General features: G+C 60.3%; 17 protein-coding genes. 15 read left to right on the top strand and 2 right to left on the bottom strand.

The window, feature by feature from the left end; all coding sequences use genetic code 11:
* The first annotated feature begins 1 nt into the window (after window position 1).
* The 4 genes from P1X16_RS30980 (at window position 2) to P1X16_RS30965 (ending at window position 3,315) form a co-directional block, all read left to right on the top strand.
* Complete coding sequence (locus P1X16_RS30980) at window positions 2-754, top strand: SDR family oxidoreductase (RefSeq protein WP_277236652.1); 753 nt, start codon at window positions 2-4, stop codon at window positions 752-754.
* A gap of 149 nt (window positions 755-903) precedes the next feature.
* Window positions 904-1,518, top strand: a complete 615-nt coding sequence (gene wrbA, locus P1X16_RS30975; protein ID WP_277236651.1) for an NAD(P)H:quinone oxidoreductase — start codon at window positions 904-906, stop codon at window positions 1,516-1,518.
* A 356-nt stretch (window positions 1,519-1,874) separates the two neighbouring features.
* Window positions 1,875-2,456 carry a Crp/Fnr family transcriptional regulator gene (locus P1X16_RS30970; protein WP_277236650.1) on the top strand — a complete coding sequence of 194 codons (582 nt, stop codon included), beginning with the start codon at window positions 1,875-1,877 and terminating at the stop codon, window positions 2,454-2,456.
* Window positions 2,457-2,655: 199 nt separating this feature from the next.
* The gene (locus tag P1X16_RS30965) at window positions 2,656-3,315 is read left to right on the top strand and encodes a hydrolase (protein WP_277236649.1); all 660 of its coding nucleotides are present in this window, start codon (window positions 2,656-2,658) and stop codon (window positions 3,313-3,315) included.
* Window positions 3,316-3,554: 239 nt separating this feature from the next.
* On the opposite strand, the gene P1X16_RS30960 is transcribed toward P1X16_RS30965, so the two are convergent.
* Entirely contained in the window at window positions 3,555-4,973 is a 1,419-nt protein-coding gene (locus P1X16_RS30960; RefSeq protein ID WP_277236648.1) for an alginate export family protein, read from the bottom strand.
* Window positions 4,974-5,016: 43 nt separating this feature from the next.
* The gene (locus tag P1X16_RS30955; protein WP_277236647.1) at window positions 5,017-5,631 is read right to left on the bottom strand and encodes a Crp/Fnr family transcriptional regulator; all 615 of its coding nucleotides are present in this window, start codon (window positions 5,629-5,631) and stop codon (window positions 5,017-5,019) included.
* A 542-nt stretch (window positions 5,632-6,173) separates the two neighbouring features.
* Here P1X16_RS30955 and P1X16_RS30950 point away from each other — a divergent pair.
* The 11 genes from P1X16_RS30950 to P1X16_RS30900 all read left to right on the top strand — a co-directional run bounded on the left by P1X16_RS30950 (window position 6,174) and on the right by P1X16_RS30900 (window position 19,422).
* Window positions 6,174-7,100 (top strand): AraC family transcriptional regulator, encoded by a 927-nt coding sequence (locus tag P1X16_RS30950; RefSeq protein WP_277236646.1) that lies wholly within the window; start codon window positions 6,174-6,176, stop codon window positions 7,098-7,100.
* Window positions 7,101-7,133: 33 nt separating this feature from the next.
* Window positions 7,134-8,066 (top strand): AraC family transcriptional regulator, encoded by a 933-nt coding sequence (locus tag P1X16_RS30945; protein WP_277236645.1) that lies wholly within the window; start codon window positions 7,134-7,136, stop codon window positions 8,064-8,066.
* Between the two features lie 220 nt (window positions 8,067-8,286).
* Complete coding sequence (locus tag P1X16_RS30940; RefSeq protein ID WP_277236644.1) at window positions 8,287-8,892, top strand: (2Fe-2S)-binding protein; 606 nt, start codon at window positions 8,287-8,289, stop codon at window positions 8,890-8,892.
* A 3-nt stretch (window positions 8,893-8,895) separates the two neighbouring features.
* A complete protein-coding gene (locus P1X16_RS30935; RefSeq protein ID WP_277236643.1) occupies window positions 8,896-9,909 on the top strand; it encodes a xanthine dehydrogenase family protein subunit M in 1,014 nt (337 codons plus the stop codon).
* Between the two features lie 66 nt (window positions 9,910-9,975).
* Window positions 9,976-12,210 (top strand): xanthine dehydrogenase family protein molybdopterin-binding subunit, encoded by a 2,235-nt coding sequence (locus tag P1X16_RS30930; RefSeq protein WP_277236642.1) that lies wholly within the window; start codon window positions 9,976-9,978, stop codon window positions 12,208-12,210.
* Between the two features lie 40 nt (window positions 12,211-12,250).
* Entirely contained in the window at window positions 12,251-12,544 is a 294-nt protein-coding gene (locus tag P1X16_RS30925; protein ID WP_277236641.1) for an Atu4866 domain-containing protein, read from the top strand.
* Window positions 12,545-12,621: 77 nt separating this feature from the next.
* Entirely contained in the window at window positions 12,622-14,289 is a 1,668-nt protein-coding gene (locus P1X16_RS30920; RefSeq protein ID WP_277236640.1) for a Na+/H+ antiporter, read from the top strand.
* 248 nt (window positions 14,290-14,537) lie between these two features.
* Window positions 14,538-15,119 carry a DJ-1/PfpI family protein gene (locus P1X16_RS30915; protein WP_277236639.1) on the top strand — a complete coding sequence of 194 codons (582 nt, stop codon included), beginning with the start codon at window positions 14,538-14,540 and terminating at the stop codon, window positions 15,117-15,119.
* A gap of 8 nt (window positions 15,120-15,127) precedes the next feature.
* Entirely contained in the window at window positions 15,128-15,319 is a 192-nt protein-coding gene (locus P1X16_RS30910; protein WP_277236638.1) for a hypothetical protein, read from the top strand.
* Window positions 15,298-15,519: a DoxX family protein gene (locus P1X16_RS30905; protein WP_277236637.1), complete on the top strand. Its 222-nt coding sequence runs from the start codon at window positions 15,298-15,300 to the stop codon at window positions 15,517-15,519. The genes P1X16_RS30910 and P1X16_RS30905 overlap by 22 nt, the downstream gene beginning before the upstream one ends.
* A gap of 858 nt (window positions 15,520-16,377) precedes the next feature.
* Window positions 16,378-19,422: a PAS domain-containing protein gene (locus tag P1X16_RS30900; protein WP_277236636.1), complete on the top strand. Its 3,045-nt coding sequence runs from the start codon at window positions 16,378-16,380 to the stop codon at window positions 19,420-19,422.
* The last annotated feature ends 13 nt before the right edge of the window (window positions 19,423-19,435 follow it).

Genomic DNA, 19,435 nt, shown 5'->3' with positions numbered 1-19,435 from the left:
TATGAACAGATTACGAGACAAAGTGGCTCTTATTACGGGCGGCGGCACGGGTATCGGGGCCGCCACGGCGGCGCTATTTGCTCAGGAAGGCGCCAAAGTAATGATTACCGGCAACCAGAAAACTAGTATTGAGGAGGTGGCGCAGGCCATCAACCAAAGCCAGGGCACGGCCGCGTATACCCTGCTCGATATAACCCAGGAAGCAGACTGGAACCGGGCGCTGCAAGAAACCGTGGCGCTCTATGGGCAGCTCGACATTGTGGTCAACAACGCGGGCATCTCCGGCAACCTGGCCCTGCCGCTGGCGGAAAGAACCCAACAAGAGTTTACTCGGGTGCTGAGTGTCAACCTGACGGGGCAGTTTCTGGGCTTGAAAACGGCGGCCCCTTACCTCCCATTGGGCGCGTCCATTGTGAATGTGTCATCGATTGCCGGCATCACTGGGAACGCCGGGGCCAACGCCTACACGGCTTCCAAGGGTGGTTCTCGCCTGCTTTCCAAGGGCGCGGCCGTGGAGCTGGCAGCCCAGGGGATTCGCGTTAATTCAGTGCACCCCGGCTTTATAGACACTCCCATGGTGCGCGACATGGCCGGAGCCGACGACTTCAAGCAGATGGCCGTTAGCCATACCCCGCTCGGCCGCGGCGGCTCCCCAAACGAAGTAGCGCAGGGCATCTTATTTCTGGCTAGTCCGGAAGCCTCTTACATCACGGGGGCCGAACTCGTCATCGACGGGGGCTTCACAGCTTTCTAGAGCCACGGAGCAGCATGCCGACGCTTTATTGTTGCCAACGCTCCTTTCCGATACCGTGCTGTCTACTGAAAGGAGCCCCCTTTGCTACTGGCCTTACGACAGCCTAGCCCGCGAGTAATTCTTTCTACCCTTTACAAGCTTCTTTTCCTTTGAAAACGCTCATCCTCTTCTATTCCACTTACGGGCACGTTTATCACTTGGCCGAGGCCGTTGCCAGCGGGGCCCGCGAAGTTGCCGGCAACGAAGTTTATATTAAACGGGTGCCCGAGACCTTACCGCCCGCCCTACTCGACCAGATGGGAGCTACCGCTGCGCAAAAAGTTTTCGAGCATGTGCCAGTTGCCGCGCCGGGCGAATTAGCGGATTACGACGCCATCATCTTCGGCACGCCAACCCGCTACGGTAACGTGTGCGGGCAGATGCAAAGTTTTCTGGATGCGACCGGTGGACTCTGGGCCCAAGGAAAGCTGATTGGCAAGGTGGGCGGAGCTTTTGTTAGCACGGCCACTCAGCACGGGGGCCAGGAAACTACTATCCGCTCTTTGCACACGGAACTGCTGCACCACGGCTTTGTACTCGTAGGTTTGCCCTACGCCTGGCAGGGTCAGATGGGCCACCACGAGGTAACCGGCGGCACCCCCTACGGGGCCAGCACCGTAGCCGGGGGCCAGGGGGAGCGGCAACCCAGTGAGAATGAACTAGAAGGCGCCCGCTTTCAAGGCCGGCACACGGCCGAAATAGCCCGTAAACTAGCAGCAATCTAAGTTCTTACTTGTCAGCAACAAAGGCGCAGGCCGGGCACCCTATTGGGTACCCGGCCTGCGCCTTTGTTGCGGGTTCTAAAGGAAAAGTAGCAGTAGGCCGGGATGTACGCAGCCTATGGGGCTCTGCTACGTTGCTGGTCGAAGTACGAAGCGTGCTGAGGCCTTGCTTGTCAGGCAGTCGTTCGGCTGCCTGACAAGCTACCGGGGACGGGTTGGTGCCTTCTGGCTTTTACGGGTAATAGCACTGCTATTATTGCGGCAGGGATATATTAGCAGGTTCAAACCAGCTAGCGCTGGACGATAGACTGCTCGTAAACCAGTCAAAAAACCGTAGAATTTGTTCGGCCTACTACTGCATGCTCGCACTTCGGACCCACATCGAAAACTATACGTCGACAACTTTATCGGATAATGATTTTGCCTTGGTGGCAGCGGCGTTCACCCCCAAACGGTTGCGTAGGCGGCAGTACCTGCTGCAGGAGGGAGAGGTGTGCAAGTATTTCGCGTTCGTGCTTGAAGGCGCACTGCGCCAATACAGCGTGAACAACAAGGGCGTGGAACATATCCTTCATTTTGCGGTCGAGAATTGGTGGATTGGCGACCGGGAGAGTTTCGTAATGCTTACGCCCTCGCCCTACAACATCGACGCGCTGGAGGACTCTCACTTGCTGTTGATTACCCACCCGCAGCTTCAAGAACTTATGCTTACTGTGCCCGCCATGACGCGGCTGGTGCGCGAGTTGGACCAGCGGAACTTTATCGCCACCCAGCGCCGGCTACATGCCTCTTTTGGCTCTACGGCCGAAGAACGGTACGCGGAGTTGCAGCAGCAGCACCCTGATTTTTTGCAGCGCTTTCCGCAGCACATGATTGCCTCCTACTTAGGGGTGACCGCCGAAACGCTGAGCCGGGTACGACAAAAAGCGACGCGGCAGTAGCTCAACCAGACAGCTCGCGCTCCTGCAACCGAGTTTGCACCTTACGCTTCGCTTTTTTTCAAATGAATATGGTACGCAGTTTCAGGACTCTTGACTTATGTCAAGGGTATTCCTTGATGTGAGTCAATGCATGCGGCGGCAGGTTGGTGGCACCTTTGAACCGAAGAAAATAGCCTTTCACCTCCAACTCTTTTTTCGAATGACAACTGTACGTGCCGCCAAAACGGGCCTGGAAGCCCTACTCTCTCCTGACAACTGCGCCCTGGTACTTATCGATCACCAAGCGTTCCAATTTGCCAACCTGCACAGCCACGACACGACGCTGATCATCAACAACGTGGTGGGCCTAGCTAAAACGGCCGAAGCATTCGGCATCCCTACCCTGCTGACGACGGTGGTAGAAGAGCGCGGGGGCTATTTGCTCAAGCAACTGCAGGAGGTGTTTCCTGAGCAGAAACCTATCAACCGCACTACCATCAATACCTGGGAGGACGAGCGCGTAGTGGAAGCAGTTGAAAAGACCGGCCGCAAAACCCTGATCATGGCTGGTCTTTACACCGAAATCTGCCTGGCGATGCCGGTTATCCAGGCTCTAGCCGACGGCTACGACGTGTTCTTCGTAACCGACGCTTCGGGTGGGGTAACCAAGGAAGCCCACGACATGGCCGTGCAACGCATGATTCAGGCTGGGGCCGTACCAATCACCTGGTTTGCCGTGCTAGCAGAATTGCAGCGCGACTGGGCCCGGGAAGAAACGGTACCGGCAGTGGCGAAGATCATGCTTGAGCATGGCGGCGGCGGCGGGGTTGCCCTAGCTTGGGAGTGGCAGCTGCTCGGTAGTGTCGGGGCCGGGGCTTAACCTGACGAAGCTCTCTAGCGGGGTGCGGCAGCACTTCCTACGTTAAGAAAGCAGCGGTTTGCTCGGGGTAATCGTGCTCAAGAGGATGGGTACGGTTGCCCTTTTCCGCCACCCCTATCTCCTGCCGAGCTTGGCCTCATCAGATAGGCTGGGCTAGCACTGCTGCCAGCTAACCGAATCCCAAGAAACAGGGGCCCCCAAGCAACTAGATTCCGGTGTTGATCTGGCTGTGCGGAACACTAGAAAGTGAGCGTCGCCCGCAGGCCCGTAAAGAAGATATTGGCTTTAAGGCCAGGTTGCCCGCGCAGGTAAGGCCCGCGGATAAAGTAGCTACTGGTTAGCTGTAGAGCACAAGCCGCTGAGGGACCATAGCTAACCACCCCATCCAGCATCTGGCCAATGGCGCGCTCCTGGGTGAGGGCAGGCAGTAGGTAGGCGCCATTGGGGGCGTACAGGCCATCCTGTGTGCTTTGCCGCCAGAACCGGTAGTAGCCAGCCACTACCCTTAGCCGCGGCAGAAATGCCACTTCTGCTTTGGGGTGTACCAATACCACATTAGCCGAGCCAATATTGTCGATGAAGCCGTAGTAAATGGCTTTGGGATAGAGGGGATTAAACGTTTGCAGTTCTTTGTGCTGGGCGTTGGCGTCACCGCTGGAAATGGCGGCCTGCAAGGAAAAAGCCGGGGCAAAACGAGCCGGCACCGTGTAAGTCACTTGCTGAGCGGCTTTCCAGGCCGCAAGTGGGTGACCGGCAAAAGTTCCTGCTTGCCCGTCAACTTCCGAATAGCCACTCCAGACTCCTTGGCGATACTGCCAGGCTGCTCCTACCGTGTGCCGGGTTTCCGGCCCCACCCCTTGAGTGAAGCGGCTTTGCACTCGGCGCACCACCAGGTAATACGCATGGAAAAGCGCGCTCGTGGCTTTGCTTTTGCGTTGGGTTACCCAAATACCACCCACTTGCTGGGTGGCATCCGCCTGGTCATCGAACAGGCCGGGCTGGGTTTGCACCGCACGCATCAGAAAGGCATCGACGCGCAGAGCTCGGCGCCGAAGGATGGCCTTCACCCCCACAAAAGAACGCCGAACGTTGGCGTCGCGAAGATCGAGCAGCGTGCCTTGGCCGTAGTGCAGCACCTGCTTGCCGAAGCGCAGGTCTACGCTCGTTGGTCCGGTTTCCCATACCCGTACTTCTCCGAAGAGCTGCTGAACGGCGAGTTGGTTTAGATCCTGCACCGGCCGAGGGCCGCCGTTGCGCCCCCACAGCAAGCTGCTTTGCAATTCCCCGTACAGGCGCAAGCGCGCGTTCCAGCGCCCGTCCGCGTGCACAAGAATCCGTTGCAAAAAGTACCCGTTACGGTCTTGTTGGCCTAAGCCCCAATAATAGCCTTGGTAGTTTTCGTAGGTTTCCCGCAACTGCCCTCCCCAAGTGAAAGCACCCTTGGCGGCTCGCCACGGCCGCGACTTTGCTGGTAAGCGACCAAGCGTGTCTGGGCGCATCGGCCACTGCTCTTCGGCCGCGTCGGGCAGGAAACCAGTCGAAGTTAGGGGTAGCCCTTGCGCCTGAAGTCTCGCCGGCAGGAAGCTGGCCATCAGCAGACCGCTGACCGTGCGGAAAAGCTGCCCTCTCGGCGAAAAAAGCAAGGCTAGGTTGGGCATATTGTAAGCAGGTAAACGAAGCGCTCGACGGCGATAACGGTTACTAAAGCCCGGGTTGTAGTTCCGGGGCTCTGTCTTCGATGCTCCTGCGAATTCGGCTCAGCGTCTCGGGGGAAATGCCCAGGTAAGACGCAAGCATGTGCTGAGGAAAGCGACCCGCAAAGCAGGGGTGCTGGTCAAGGAAATCCAGGTAACGGCTTTCCGCCGAGTGGCTTAGGGCGGCCAGCAGACGCTTTTGAATGGCAATGGTGTTGCGCTCGTCCAACAACGTTACCATGCGGGCAAAGCACGGGCCCTGCTTGAGCAGGGTGTTGAAGCCTTCCTGCGTGAACACCAGCAGATCCGTGTCTTCCAAGGCATCGATTGTATAGGCCGAAGGAACCCCCCGGTAAAAGCTTTCCCGGTCACTGATCCACCAGTTTTCGATGGCTAGCTGCACGATATGCTCACCTCCCCGGCGGTCGATGCGGTATTGCCGCATGGCGCCCCGCACAATAAAGCCGGTGTGGCAGCAGATATCCCCGGAGCGCAGCAAAAACTGCTTTTTGCGAATTTTTCGGACTTGAAACACTTGCTGGATGAGTTGGTATTCCGTGGCGTCCATGGTAGCCCGGCAGTAGCTTTCAATATAGATGCGGAGTGCTTCGTAGCAGGACATAAGTAGTAAAGCAGTGAAAAGGTGAAAATAGGCAAGGCCGTAAAACAGCCAACCAGGGGTGGGCAGCACCAAGGGTAGGCCAAGGGTAGCGGATGCTGGCACTAGGGCACAAGGCCCCGGAGCCAGTGCCCCGACAGTCAGCAGCAAGAAAGTAGCCTCGTCTTAGCCCGCAAGGCGGGTCGTACTAGCTCTTGCGCTTGCAAAAGCAAGCAGAACGATAGTATTTAGGGACTCGGTATCACTCTGCGCTTCCTGCTTGGCTGGCTTCTCCCCCCTAAGACCAGTCACTGAGTTGCAGGGCGGCAAGTACGCCCGCCCCAACTTCCGATCCTTGCTAAACACCGCCGGATTCTTGCGCTCCTACACCAGGCTGCCTGGCGTACTTTCTGGCCTGAGGCCTGAAAACGCGCCGGTTAGTGGTCAGCGCTAGTTAGTTGCCCGAAAGGGATAGCAGGAAACAAATATACAGATTGCGCAATGTTCGATAATTTGCGTTGGTACACGAATCAGACTTCGTCATGCAGCTAGGTAACAGCACGAAAATGAGCAGCGGGCTTGGGCACCGCCGCACCCCGGGCTGGCTTTGGAAGCCCGACAAAAGCTTGGTGGACATAATGGAAACCCAGGTGCTGGCCAAGCAGCAGTGGAAGCACTTGAGCGCCCAGCTGCACCGGGAACCGTTGCTGGTCGCGCCGGTTTCCATTAACCCGGTCGAGCAAACCCAATTGATTGTACAGCTTTCCGGCGCCCAACGGGTCGGGGTTACGCACCGGGACCGGCAGGAGCGCCACGAAACGAAACCCGGCACCATGATCCTAACGGGGGTGCAGCGGGAAGGCTTCGACGTGGAATGGATGCCCCTGAGCAAAGACCCGCTGCACACGATGCACCTGTACCTGAGCAATGAGCTGCTGGCCCGGACAGCCACCGAAATGGAAGTGGACGTAACCCAGATAGAAATGCTAGGCGGAGCCTACATTAGCGACCCGCTGCTGCTGCAGTTAAGCTTTGCGCTGGCCCAGGAGCTGAAAAAGACGGAAGCCTCCAACGACCTGTACGTCGACACCATCGCCCAGATGATGGCCGTGCAGATGGTCCGCCAGCATTGCACTCGCTCCTACCGCCTCCCTACTTTCCGGGGTAAACTTTCTCCTGCGCGGCTCGGCATGCTGCGCGACTACGTGCAGGCCCATTTAGAGGAGCCCATTCTGCTGGAAGACCTCGCCGCGGTAGCTTGTATGAGCCCCTACCACTTCTGCCGGGTGTTCAAGCAAACGACGAAGCTCAGTCCCAACCAGTACGTTATTCAACAGCGCATGGCCCGGGCCATGGAGCTGTTGCGCTTGCCGGAGTGCAGCGTCACGCAAGTAGCTTACGCGGTGGGCTACCGCAGCCCCGGTCATTTCGCCCAGCTTTTTCAGCGCCACACCAAATGCTCACCCGTTGAGTTCCAGCAGCTTCATCGCTAGGGTGCGCTACATCAAGAAGAGAACTACAACCCTATGGCCCATTCCCATTCTCCTGCTTTGCCGCCTACTGCCCAGCCGCTTGTCCTTCCTACTACGGAGTCGCACGTACTGCGCCGCCGCCGCTACGCGCACCTGGAAGTGCGCACCTGCCAGGAAGCCCTGCACCTGCCCCCCACTCAGGTACAGCCCGTCGCGGAAACGCAGATAATTGTGCTCACGGCCGGCGCCATGCGCATGGAACTTCAGGATGACGGCCCCCGGCGCAGCTACCAGGCGCAAACAGGCGATTTATTTCTGACGGGCCCGCACGGGCAAGCCTACGAGCAAAGCTGGACCAGCTTGGTGGCGCAAGCGCCCCGCTGCGTTTCTTTGTATTTAAGCAACCAGCTGCTGGCCCTTACGGCCGCAACTGAAAGCGGGGCCGATGCCGCGCAAGTGAAGCTTCGGGAGGGATCTTGCATTCCGGACCCGCTTTTGCGGCAACTAAGCTTGTCCTTGGCGCAGGAGTTGGAGACTCCGGAAAATCAGAGCGAGCTGTATGCCGATACGGCTGCCCGCATGCTGGCCGTGCAGCTGGTGCGCCAGCATTGCGCCCGGAGCTACCAAGTGCCCGAGTACCGGGGCAAGCTGCTACCCCAGCGCCTGAGTCTGGTGCGGGACTATGTGCAGGCGCACCTAGCCGAACCCATTTTGCTGGAAAGCTTGGCGGCGGAGGCTTGCCTGAGTCCTTACCACTTCTGTAGGCTTTTCAAACAGACCACGGGCCAAAGTCCCAACCAGTACGTAATTCAGCAGCGCATGGAACGGGCCGTGCACTTGTTGCGCAGTACCGACCACAGCGTCACGCAAGTGGCTTACGCGGTGGGCTACCGCAGCCTGGGCCACTTCGCCCAGCTTTTTCAGCGCCATACTGGTTGCGCGCCCACCGAATTTCAGCGGTGGCCTAGAGCTGCCGACAAAGTTTAGCGGGCTTTCCAGGGCCAGGGCAGCAGGGCAAGGTTACTGGTAGTTTACTGGTGGCTCACAGGAAGTGAAGCAGCTGATTGCGCAAGAATCCGGCTGACCTGCGCAAGAATGCGAGAGCATCGCTTTCCGGGGGAATCTACTTTTGCTTACCTGAGCTGTACCGCACTCGTACCGCGGGTTGCAGGCAGCAGCAGTATCCACTTCACAAGCTGATAGCCTTATGAACGACGATCAAGACTCTCCTTCCACCGGGCAATCAACCCTGCCTGCCGCTTCGGAAATCACTGCCGCGCCCGCCGCTTTCGGGAAGTACCGAGCTCCAACCCGCGCAGCTTTCGGCTTGACAAGCCCCGTCGAAACGAGCAGCGTCCACCTGACCATCAACGGCCAGCCGCGGGAATTCCACCTCGCCCCCTGGACTACCCTACTCGACGCGTTGCGCCTGTACGCCGGCCTCATGGGCACCAAAAAAGGTTGTGACCACGGCCAGTGCGGGGCCTGCACGGTGCTGGTGAATGGCACGCGCATCAACTCCTGCCTAACGCTGGCCGTGATGCAGCAAGGTCAGCAGATTACCACCATCGAAGGCCTGGGCACGGCAACCAGCCTGAGTGCTTTGCAACAGGCGTTTATCGACCACGACGCGTTTCAGTGCGGCTACTGCACGCCCGGCCAGATTTGCTCGGCCCAGGGTTTGCTCTACGAAGGCAAAGCGCACACCGAGGATGAGATTCGGGAACAGATGAGCGGCAACCTGTGCCGCTGCGGCGCTTACGTCAACATTTTGGCGGCCGTCAAGGAAGTAGTGGACGCCCAAACCGCCTAGCATATGCACCCCTTTTCGTATTCGAGCGTTAACGACGCGGCGGCAGCCGTGCGCGAGCAGGCAACCCATTCGCACTCAACTTTCATAGCCGGGGGCACCAACCTGCTGGACCTGATGAAGGAAAACGTAGCCCGCCCGGCCCACCTGATTGGTTTAAACCAACTGCCTTTGGCTTTTGTCGAAGACACCCCGGAAGGGGGCCTGCGGCTGGGCGCTTTGGCCACCAACGCCAATACCGCCTACCACCCCGAAGTGGAAAAGCGCTACCCCCTGCTTTCGCAGGCCATCTTGTCGGGAGCCACCGCTCAGCTGCGCAACATGGCCACCAACGGCGGCAACCTGATGCAGCGCACCCGGTGCTACTATTTCTACGACCTGACTACGCCCTGCAACAAGCGCGAGCCCGGCTCGGGCTGCTCGGCGCTTGGAGGGTTCAACCGCATTCACGCCATCCTGGGCGCTAGTGAGCAGTGCATTGCCACCCACCCTTCCGACATGTGCGTGGCGTTGACCGCTCTCGATGCCTTGGTGTGCGTGCAGGGGCCCCAGGGCGAGCGGGTGCTGCCCTTCGCCGATTTTCACCGGCTGCCCGGCTCCACGCCGCACCAGGACAACAACCTCAAGCCGGGCGAGCTGATTACGGCCCTCGAACTGCCCAAACAAGGCTTCGCCCAGCACTACCACTACCTGAAAATCCGCGACCGGGCTTCCTACGCTTTTGCATTGGTTTCCATTGCGGCGGTCCTCGAGCTCGACGGCGACACCATCACCGAGGCCCGGGTGGCGCTGGGCGGGGTGGCCCACAAGCCCTGGCGCGAGCGGGCAGCCGAGGAGTTGCTGATTGGCCAGCCCACCACGGAAGCGACCTTCACCAAAGCCGCCAGCTACTTGCTGCGCGGGGCGCGGGGCTACGGGCACAACGACTTTAAAATCGAGCTGGCCAAGCGCGGTATCGTGCGCGCCCTGCAGCAAGCCGCTGCCGAGCCCCGCGGGCCGCGGGCCCTCCCCTGGGCCTAGCGACTCTGCCCTGCCACTTATTTCCAACATCTGCCTGGCCGCGACCAGGCCCTAGCCTTCTTTGCTATGAGTTCAACCACTCTGATTGGCCAGCCCACGAGCCGCGTCGACGGCGCAATTAAAGTGACGGGCGCGGCTACCTACGCCGGCGAGTTTGTGGTGCCAGGCCTCGCGTACGGTTACGTCGTCAACAGTCCTATTGCCAAGGGTCGCATCACCCAGGTGCACAGCGCCGAGGTACTCGCGCTGCCGGGAGTGCTGGCTGTGTTTTCCCACGAGAATCGTTTGCCCCTGCCGGACGACGACAACTGCTACATGGACCAGTTGGCCCCGGGCGGCTCTCCTTTCCGGCCGCTCTTCGACGCCACCATCAAGTTCAACATGCAGCCCGTGGCTTTGGTAGTGGCCGAAACGTACGAGCTGGCTCGCTACGCGGCGGCCGTGCTGCGCCTAGACTACGAGCAGGAGCCCCATCAAACTGACCTTAGTAAGCAGCGGGGGGCGGCTTTCAAAGCCCCGCACCAAGCCAACGGCTTCTACGACTACCCGCCCAGCCGGGGTCTACCCGAGCAGGCCTGGGCTAGCGCCACCCACCGGGTGGCGGGCGACTACGCCCACCCCACCCAGCACCACAACCCCATGGAAACCTTCGCTACCACGGTGGAATGGCGCGGCGACGGCCAGTTGACGGTGTACGACAAAACCCAGGGCACTTTCAACAGCCAGCAGTATATCTGCAACGTATTCAACTTGAAGAAAGAGAACGTGCAGGTGCACTCCTACTTTGTGGGGGGCGCCTTTGGGCTGGCGTTGCGGCCCAACTACCAGGTGCCATTGGCGGTTATGGCGGCGCTGGCCCTCAAACGCTCGGTGCGCGTAACGCTCACCCGCCAGCAGATGTTCAGCCTCAGCTACCGCCCCCTGGCGTTGCAGCACGTGAAGTTAGGCACCAACCCCGACGGCTCCCTGGCCACCTTGCACCACGAAGCCCTGCAGGCCACGTCCCAGTTCGAGCCCTACGCGGAAACCGTCACCCACTGGTCGGGGGTGCTCTACCGCTGCGACAACGTAAAGCTGGAGCACCTGCTGGCCCCGCTGGATGTGATGACGCCCGTTTCCATGCGGGCCCCGGGCCCTACTTCCGGCCTGTTTGCCCTGGAAGTGGCGCTAGATGAGCTGGCCTACGAAACCGGCCTCGACCCCGTGGAGCTGCGCCTGCGCAGCTACGCCGACCGTAATGGCCTGATGGACAAGCCTTTTTCCAGCAAAAAGCTGCGCGAGTGTTACCAGCAGGCTGCGGCAAGGTTCGGCTGGGCGCAGCGCAACCCCGAGCCTCGCTCCATGCGCCACGGTGACTTGCTGGTAGGCTGGGGCATGGCCAGCGGCGTGTGGGACTCCTCGCAAGCGGAGGCCGGCGCCCAGGCCACCCTTACGGCGGACGGGAAACTAACGGTCGTCAACGGCGTCAACGGTGATATTGGCACCGGCACGGCCACAGTGATCTGCCAGATTGCCGCCGAAACCCTTGGCTTGCCCCTGAGCGCGGTAACGTTCCGGCAGGGCGAGTCCACGATGCCCGCGGCACCCGTGCAAGGCGCTTCCTGGACCGCAGGCTCGGTGGGAACGGCGGTGCAGAAAGTCTGTCGGCAATTGCGCGAGCAACTACTGACGCTGGCCCAGCAACTACCCGATTCGCCTTGGCGCCAAGCGGGTCCCAGTGAAATAGAGTTCACCGACGGCAAGCTCGGCCTGCTTGGTCAGCCGGAAACTCAAATCAGCTTTTCCGAGGTGCTGCGGGCCCATCGCCTACCCCACTTGGAAGCGGAAGTAACGGCCTCCCCCGATGCCAAGCGGCAGCAGCAGTACTCGGTGAACGTCCACAACGCAGTCTTCGTGGAAGTGCAGGTGGACCCGGTAATCGGCACCGTCCGGGTTACCCGCCTCGTGGAAGGCGTGGCCGCGGGGCGCATTCTTAATCCCAAAACGGCCCGCAACCAAGTGCTCGGCGGCATGGTTTGGGGTATTGGGGCGGCCTTGATGGAAGAAACCGTGATGGACCACCGCTTCGGCCGCTTTATGAACCACAGCCTGGCCGAATACCACTTGCCCGTCAACGCCGACATCCGCGAGTTGGAAGTCATATTCGTGGAGGAGGAAGATGATATCGTTAACCCCCTGGGCGCTAAAGGCGTCGGAGAAATCGGCATTTTGGGCGTATCGGCGGCCATTGCCAATGCGGTGTACCACGCCACTGGCCGCCGCCTGCGCGAGCTGCCCATCACCCGCGACAAGCTGCTTTAAGGCTGCGCAAATACGCTACCCTGACCGCCTAGCTAACCCTATGAAACAAGCTCCCCAGAACGCAACCGGTACCCCTGCCGCTGCCCCGCTAGCTCATCCCTACGTGGGTATGTGGGTCACGCAGGACGGGCACATCCGCCACGAACTACTGCCTAACGGCCGTTACGACGAGGCGCGCGGCCACCGAAAAAGCGCCTATCAAGGTTACTATACCATCACCGGTCACCACATCGACTACGTCGATGACACGGGCTTCACTGCCGAAGGTGACTTTCGCCGGGGCGTGCTCTACCACGCCGGCATGGTCTTGTACCGAGAAGAACCTGCGCCCTAAAGCTGCCCCGCGTGCCTAGAATCCCTACGAGGTGGTTTCTTTTTGATTGCTCCTAGCTCATTCCCTTTTCGCTGCGAATGCACCACGTCCTCTTGCTGTGCTTGGGTCTGACGATGGCAGTATGCTTACTGGTGATGCTCAGTGAGCGTCTGCGCCTGCCGTATCCGATTTTGCTGGTAGTGGGCGGGCTCACCATCAGTTTTATTCCGGGCCTGCCCCCGTTGAAGGTGGAGCCGGATCTGATTTTTCTGATCTTCCTGCCGCCCCTGCTCTACGAAGCCGCCTGGTTTACTTCCTGGCAGGAATTCTGGCGCTGGCGCCGTTTAATTGGCTTTTTAGCTTTCGGTTTGGTGCTGCTCACCTCCGGCGTCGTGGCCCTGGTTGCCTGGTCCGTAATCCCGGGTTTCACGCTGGCGTTGGGCTTTTTACTCGGCGGGGTGGTGTCCCCCCCGGATGCGGTGGCCGCCACGTCCGTCATGCGGACGATGAAGCTGCCCCGGCGCATCACGGCCATTCTCGAAGGGGAGAGTCTGGTCAACGATGCTAGCAGCTTGATAGTGTTTCGGTTTGCCTTGGCGGCCGTGCTTTCCGGCGTCTTTAGCTGGCAGCAGGCGGCCACTAGCTTTCTATTGGTGACCTTGCTCGGTATTGCGGTAGGGCTCGGGGTGGCGCTGCTTTTCTACGCTTTGCACCGCTGGCTGCCTACTTCCCCGAGCGCCCATACCGTGTTGACGCTCATTACGCCCCACCTGCTTTACGTAGCGGCTGAAACGCTCCACGTTTCGGGCGTGATGGCCGTGGTTAGCGGGGGGCTGCTACTGTCCTACCACAGTTCCCACCTCTTTAGCCCCGGCAACCGTCGGCAAGGGTTGAGCACCTGGGCCTCGCTGGGCTTTATTTTGAACGGGGCCGTGTTCGTGCTTATCGGCTTGCAGCTCCCCGTCATTGTCAACGAGCTCGGCGCGTTTTCCAAGCTCGAGGCCATGGGCTACGGCGTGCTGGTTACGGCCGTACTCGTGCTGACCCGCATTGCCTTTTTGCTGCTGGCCTCGCCCTTCAGCCACTTTATGAGCCGTTTCATTGCGGTGAGCGATGCCAACCCCGGCTGGCGGGGTCCGCTGATCGTAGGCTACGCGGGCATGCGCGGGGTGGTGTCGCTGGCCGCGGCCCTGTCCATCCCCCTGCTTACCCCGGGTGGTCAGCCTTTTCCTCAGCGTAACTTAATTCTGTTTATCACTTTCGTGGTTATTTTGCTCACCCTCGTGGGGCAGGGCCTCACGTTGCCGCTGCTTATCCGCTGGATTGGGGTGGAGGACCGCGACGCGGCGCGGCCCGAACACGAGCAACAGATGGCTTTGCGTCAGCACCTGGCGCAAACTTCGCTAGGCTATTTGCAGCGGCATTACCGCCGCGAAAAGCAGCACAACAGCCTAGTGAACTCGCTGGGCAGGAAGCTGGAAAAAGAAGTACAACTCACCAGCCAGCGCCTGGCCTTACTCACCGATAACCGCGTGGAAGCGGAAGTAGCGCAATACCACCACATCTTTAGCGACTTGCTCCGGGCCCAACGGCTGGAATTGCACAAGCTGAGGCGCTTGGGGCACTACGACGCGGAAGTTATCCGATATCTGGAAGGCCAACTCGACTTGGAGGAAGAAAAGCTATTCCACCTAGCCTATTATGCCCCGTCCCACCAGCTAGCAGTTCCATCAAGGGCAAATGTCACCCCCAAAAACAGCCACTAACCCCTGGCGATCTGCCCTTGGAGCTTCCGCTGCTGTTAGCCGGGAACACAGCAAAAATCTTCCTTATTCGGGCAGGAAGCAGTAACTGCCAGTTCGGACTTGTGCTTCCGGCATGTAGCGGCACAGAAGAAATGGCGACTTCGCTGGCAAGTAGCAACTGCTTGGGTAAGCCTTGTCCCTCAACCAAGTTGTTCCGGCCTCTACGTTAGCGTTGCTGTACACTCGGTTTGCCTCTATCCCACCCCACCATGCGTACTGTTGCGGTATTGCTGTTCAACCAAGTCGATTTACTGGCCTTTTCCGGCCCGGCGGAAGTGTTTAGGCTAGCTGGGGTCAACACGGTAGGTTTGTTTTACGAGCCTCCCTTCCAAGTTTTCACCGTGGGCGCAATCAAGTCCGTCCGCACGGGCAAGGGCCTGCGCCTGCTGCCCGCTTATCACCTTAACAATCACCCGAGGGCCGATTTGCTCGTGATACCGGGAGGGGTGGGCATTCAGCGAATTATGCGCAACCAAGCGGTGCTGCACTGGCTGCACAGCCGCGCCCAGCAGGCGGAAATGGTATTATCGGTGTCCACTGGAGCTTTCATTCTCGGGCAGGCCGGGCTGCTAAACTACCACCGGGCCACCACGCACCAGTTCTTTGTGCAGGAACTGGCCCAATTAGTACCTACCGCCACTATCGAGTATCCCGCGCGCTTTGTGGAGCATGGCCGCATTGTGACGGCTGCGGGCGCCGCCGCGGGCATTGAGGCCTCACTGCACATCGTGGGCAAGTTGCTTGGTGAACCGGTCGCCGCCGCCACGGCCGCTTACCTGCAATACCGTTGAGGTACCCTTTGGCACATTTATTCTACGATTATCCCGCTTTATCGGCCAACTCCACGGTTCCATCGCTACATCGCTACGGGTCCCTGGCCGCCGTGTTTGTGCTGGCCGGCGGCGTGAAGCTCACCCAGCCGGCAACCCGGGTGCGCCCCCTGGCCCCGGTTTTTTCTCCCTGGCGTTTTTGCGGACGCTGGGCGCCTTAGAGCTGCTCGGGGCGGCGGGGGTAGTGCTGCCGACTATAAGCGGCTACTGGCCCCAAATGACGGCCCTGGCCGCCGGGGCGCTGGCCCTGGTGCTCGCCGCGGCCGCGCTCGTGCACAGCAAGCAACGCGAGTACAACTGCCTGCCCTTGCTGCTGGTACTGCTGGCCGCCGCGCTAATGGTAGTGTGGGGGCGCTGGTAGCCCAGTCGGGCTGCCGTGCTGGCAACAGCATTACGCTGCCAGTGCGAGGCGAGGCCAGTGCTAGTTACGTGGAAACCGCAAAGCCCACTTGGTTAGGTAGCGCCGCAGGCAAGAAACGGCGCTACCTGACCAAGTCGAAGAATCTTACTGGGCGATCTGGCTTCACCCTGTGCTCGCTAGCAAAGACTGCGCTTCGAGTTCAATACATGGGGTAAATGGCTTGACGCAACGCCCCCAACCCAATAGGATATTGTCGCATTATTCGCAGTTAAGTTTTGTGGCGACCAATCCCCAGCGACTTCCTATTTATTGAATAAGAAAGGCGTTCCTAATATCGACTGTACCAAGTTAGAAGCTTTACAAAATAGTTTAACAATAAGAGTATAAAAACGCACAAAAGCCATTATTCAAGAAATATACTTTTATGTGCTCTCGAGAATTGCTAGTGGGCCGGGGGTTGACAGTTTTTAAATACTCAGGTTTTTATACTAAAGCGGGATAAGATATACCCTTTAGCAGCGATGGGATCGACTTTAAATGAATGGCAAGTTTTTATCAGTGGCGGGGCCCTGCTCCGCGCTGGAAATTAAGAATGAGGGTTGGGCAACCAGGCCTTGGAAGCGGGGCCGTGTCCTGGCTGCCCTGGTCGGAGCGTACCACGAGTCGGGCCGCTGGCTTGCTTAATGCATGGGCACCCCGTTGTTCCATTCCCTGTAGTTGGTCAGGTAAGCGGCGAGCGGCGGCCGCTAGCGAGCCAGCAGGCGAGCGGTAGAGAGCAGCAGCAATCCGCCGCGGGCGAGCGGAACGTAGTACCTTCGGCTACTCTTACTTATCGGCTAACCTCCTTATCGGCTACCTATGCCTCCTCCTGCTGGCCTACCGACCGACCTCAGCGCTAGCCACGAACTGCTGCACGCGCTGCTCGCCGTTTCCTTAACGGGCATTATTCTGTTTCGGCCCGTGTATGCGGCGGGGGAAGGAAGTGAACTGGTAGACCTGGCCTACGTGCAGCTCAGCCCCGCCGCGCAGCGTATGCTTGGGCTGCCCGCCTATCCCAGCGAGACGTTTCGCACCCTGTACCCCAACGCGCTGAGCACGGGCATTTTTGCTTTCTACCGCGATACCTTCCTCTCGGGCCAGCCGGGCCAGTACGAGGTAAACTACTCCTACGACGGGCTGGATAATTTCTTTCTGCTCGCGGCGCAGCGCAGCGGTGAGTTGCTGCTGGTGAGTTTCTCGGACACGGCCGAGCAGCAATCCGTAGCGGCGGTGTCGCTGCGCCATAGCCAGGCCCGCGAGCAAGCGGCCCGTGCGGAAGCCGAAGCCGAGCGGCAGCGCCTCTACCAGGTGCTCATGCGCATGCCCGCCAACATCGCCTTGCTGCGCGGCCCCGACCACGTCTACGACTTAGTTAATCCCGCGTACGAACGCCTGTTTCCGGCCCGCATTCCGCTGGGGCGGCCTCTGCGCGAAGTTATTCCCGAGCTCGAAGGCCAGGGGTTCTACGAACTCTTCGACCGGGTGTATGAGACCGGGGAACCCTTCTACGAGGCGGAAACCGAAGCCTGGGCCGACTTTGCGGGCACGGGCGAACTGCAATGCCGCTATTATCACACCTCGTTCGAGCCCATCCGCAACGCGCAGGGCGAAGTAACGGAGGTACTCAACTTCGCCGTGGACGTGACAACCCAAGTGGAGGCCCGGCGGCAGGTCGAGCAGCTCCACCTGGTGGCGCAGGCCGCCCGGGCCGAAGCAGAGGCGCAGCGCAGCGAGCTGCAGCGCGTTTTCGCGCAGGCGCCCATTGCCCTGGCCCGCCTGCGTGGCCCGGACTTCGTGGTGGAATTTGCCAATACCCGCATGGCGCAGATCTGGGGTCGCCCCCTGGACCAGATTGTGGGCCGCCCGCACTTTGAAGCCCTGCCCGACTTAAGGGGCCAGGGTTTTGAAGCCGTCTTTGCTGGCGTGCTGCAAACCGGCGAGCCCTACTATTTCCGGGAACTGCTCGTCACCATCGCGCAGGCCCAGCAGTCCTACCAAGGCTACTTCAACATCACCTACCAGCCCGCCTACGACGGGGAGGGCCACATTACGGGCCTGATAGCTTCGGCCATAGAAGTGAGCGACCAGGTGCGGGCCCGGCAGCAGGTGCAAGAGCTCAACGAGGAACTGGCCGCCATCAACGAAGAGCTACGGGCCAGCAACGAGGAGTATTTGGCAACCAACGCGGCGCTCGGCGAGACGCAGCAGCAACTGCAGCAACTCAACCAAGAACTGGAAGGGCGCGTGGCCGAGCGCACACAGGCCGCCCTGGCTTTGCAAGCCGATATGCTGGCCGCCGCCCAGCGCCAGGTGGCCGAGCGCGAAGCGTTTTATGAAGTGTTCGAGCAAGCTCCTGCCCCGGTGGCGCTGCTGCGCAACCCGGCGCACCGCTTCGAATATGTCAACCCGGCCTACCAGCAGCTCTTCGCAGGTCGTTCTTTGATAGGCCAGGCGTACGGTACGGCCCTGCCCGAGGCGGCAACGCAGGGCTTTGTGAAGCTGCTGGACCAGGTGTACCAGACCGGCGAAACGTTTTTTGGCAACGAGTTGCCGTTCACGCCAACGCCGGCCGTAGGCCAGCCGCCGCGAACCAGCTATTTCAATTTCACTTTTCAAGCTTACCGCGAAGCCGGCCAGGTCGCGGGCATCTCCATTTTCGCCTTCGATGCCACCGAGCAGGTGCTGGCCCGGCAAGAGCGCGAAGCCCAGCGCGTCCGGCTGCAAGCCCTTTTCGAGCAGGCGCCGGTGGCCATCTTCGTGCTGCACGGCCCCACGTACATCCTGGACGTGGTTAACCCGCCCATGGCTACCATACTGGGCCGGACGCCCGAGGAGCTGCTGGGCCGGCCCTACTTTGAGGCCATGCCCGAGTTGGCTACCCAGGGCTACGCCGAGTTTATGGACCAGGTCTGGCACTCGCGCCAGTCCTTCACGGCCCGCGAGCAGCCGGCCAAGCTGCGGCACCACCAAGCCGACGAAATCGGCTATTTCACTTTCGTGTACCAGCCGCTGTTTGATGCCCAGGGGCAGCTAACGGACATCATGTGCGTGGCCCAGGAGGAAACCGAGCAGGTGCTGGCTCGCCAGCAGGTGCAGAGTCTGAACGAGGAACTGGCGGCCATCAACGAAGAATTGACGGCCACCAACGAGGAACTCAACGAAAGCAACTCCCAGCTGCTGCGCACCAACGTGGATTTGGACACGTTCGTCTACACCGCCTCGCACGACCTGAAAGCGCCCATCACCAACATCGAAAGCATTGCCCTGGCCCTGCGCGACACCCTGCCCGCCGAGGTGCAGCAAGACGAGTTAATCGCCCACCTACTGGGGCTGTTTGACACCACGGTGGTACGCTTCCGGTTCACCATTGGCCAGCTCACCGATATCTCGCGCCTGCAACTGGCGCACATCGGGCCGGCCGAGCCGGTCGCCCTCGCGGCGGTGGTCGAGGACGTGCGCCTCGACCTGGCCTCCCTGCTCACGGCGGCGGGCACGCAGCTCACGGTCGAGGTGGCGACCGACTTGCTGGTTTCTTTCTCCCCGGCTAACCTGCGCTCGGTGGTGTATAACCTGCTTAGCAACGCCATCAAGTACCGCGCGGTGGACCGCCCCTCGCGGGTGCGGGTGCAGGCCGTTGCTACGGAGGCGGCCGTCGTGCTCACCGTGCAGGACAATGGGCTCGGCATGAGCGCGGTGCAGCAGCGCCAGCTCTTCGGCCTGTTTCAGCGCCTGCACACCCACGTGGAGGGCACCGGCGTGGGCCTCTACATCACCAAGCGCTTGATTGAAAACGCGGGCGGCACCATTGCCGTGGAAAGCCAGCCGAACGTGGGCACCACCTTCACCGTTACCTTCCTTCTCTGAAGCACCCACCCCG

The sequence above is a fragment of the Hymenobacter sp. YC55 genome, from assembly GCF_029433095.1.
In the GTDB taxonomy this organism is placed as follows: domain Bacteria; phylum Bacteroidota; class Bacteroidia; order Cytophagales; family Hymenobacteraceae; genus Hymenobacter.
This window is presented reverse-complemented; position numbering and strand designations above follow the sequence as displayed.

What these genes read in the sequence shown, in the direction of transcription:
- P1X16_RS30960 (WP_277236648.1), bottom strand. Translation starts at nt 4,973, where the DNA reads ATGCCCAACCTAGCCTTGCTTTTTTCGCCGAGAGGGCAGCTTTTCCGC.
- P1X16_RS30930 (WP_277236642.1), top strand. Translation starts at nt 9,976, where the DNA reads ATGAGTTCAACCACTCTGATTGGCCAGCCCACGAGCCGCGTCGACGGC.
- P1X16_RS30945 (WP_277236645.1), top strand. Translation starts at nt 7,134, where the DNA reads ATGGCCCATTCCCATTCTCCTGCTTTGCCGCCTACTGCCCAGCCGCTT.
- P1X16_RS30980 (WP_277236652.1), top strand. Translation starts at nt 2, where the DNA reads ATGAACAGATTACGAGACAAAGTGGCTCTTATTACGGGCGGCGGCACG.
- P1X16_RS30940 (WP_277236644.1), top strand. Translation starts at nt 8,287, where the DNA reads ATGAACGACGATCAAGACTCTCCTTCCACCGGGCAATCAACCCTGCCT.
- P1X16_RS30925 (WP_277236641.1), top strand. Translation starts at nt 12,251, where the DNA reads ATGAAACAAGCTCCCCAGAACGCAACCGGTACCCCTGCCGCTGCCCCG.
- P1X16_RS30970 (WP_277236650.1), top strand. Translation starts at nt 1,875, where the DNA reads ATGCTCGCACTTCGGACCCACATCGAAAACTATACGTCGACAACTTTA.
- P1X16_RS30920 (WP_277236640.1), top strand. Translation starts at nt 12,622, where the DNA reads ATGCACCACGTCCTCTTGCTGTGCTTGGGTCTGACGATGGCAGTATGC.
- P1X16_RS30935 (WP_277236643.1), top strand. Translation starts at nt 8,896, where the DNA reads ATGCACCCCTTTTCGTATTCGAGCGTTAACGACGCGGCGGCAGCCGTG.
- P1X16_RS30955 (WP_277236647.1), bottom strand. Translation starts at nt 5,631, where the DNA reads ATGTCCTGCTACGAAGCACTCCGCATCTATATTGAAAGCTACTGCCGG.
- P1X16_RS30915 (WP_277236639.1), top strand. Translation starts at nt 14,538, where the DNA reads ATGCGTACTGTTGCGGTATTGCTGTTCAACCAAGTCGATTTACTGGCC.
- P1X16_RS30950 (WP_277236646.1), top strand. Translation starts at nt 6,174, where the DNA reads ATGAGCAGCGGGCTTGGGCACCGCCGCACCCCGGGCTGGCTTTGGAAG.
- P1X16_RS30900 (WP_277236636.1), top strand. Translation starts at nt 16,378, where the DNA reads ATGCCTCCTCCTGCTGGCCTACCGACCGACCTCAGCGCTAGCCACGAA.
- P1X16_RS30965 (WP_277236649.1), top strand. Translation starts at nt 2,656, where the DNA reads ATGACAACTGTACGTGCCGCCAAAACGGGCCTGGAAGCCCTACTCTCT.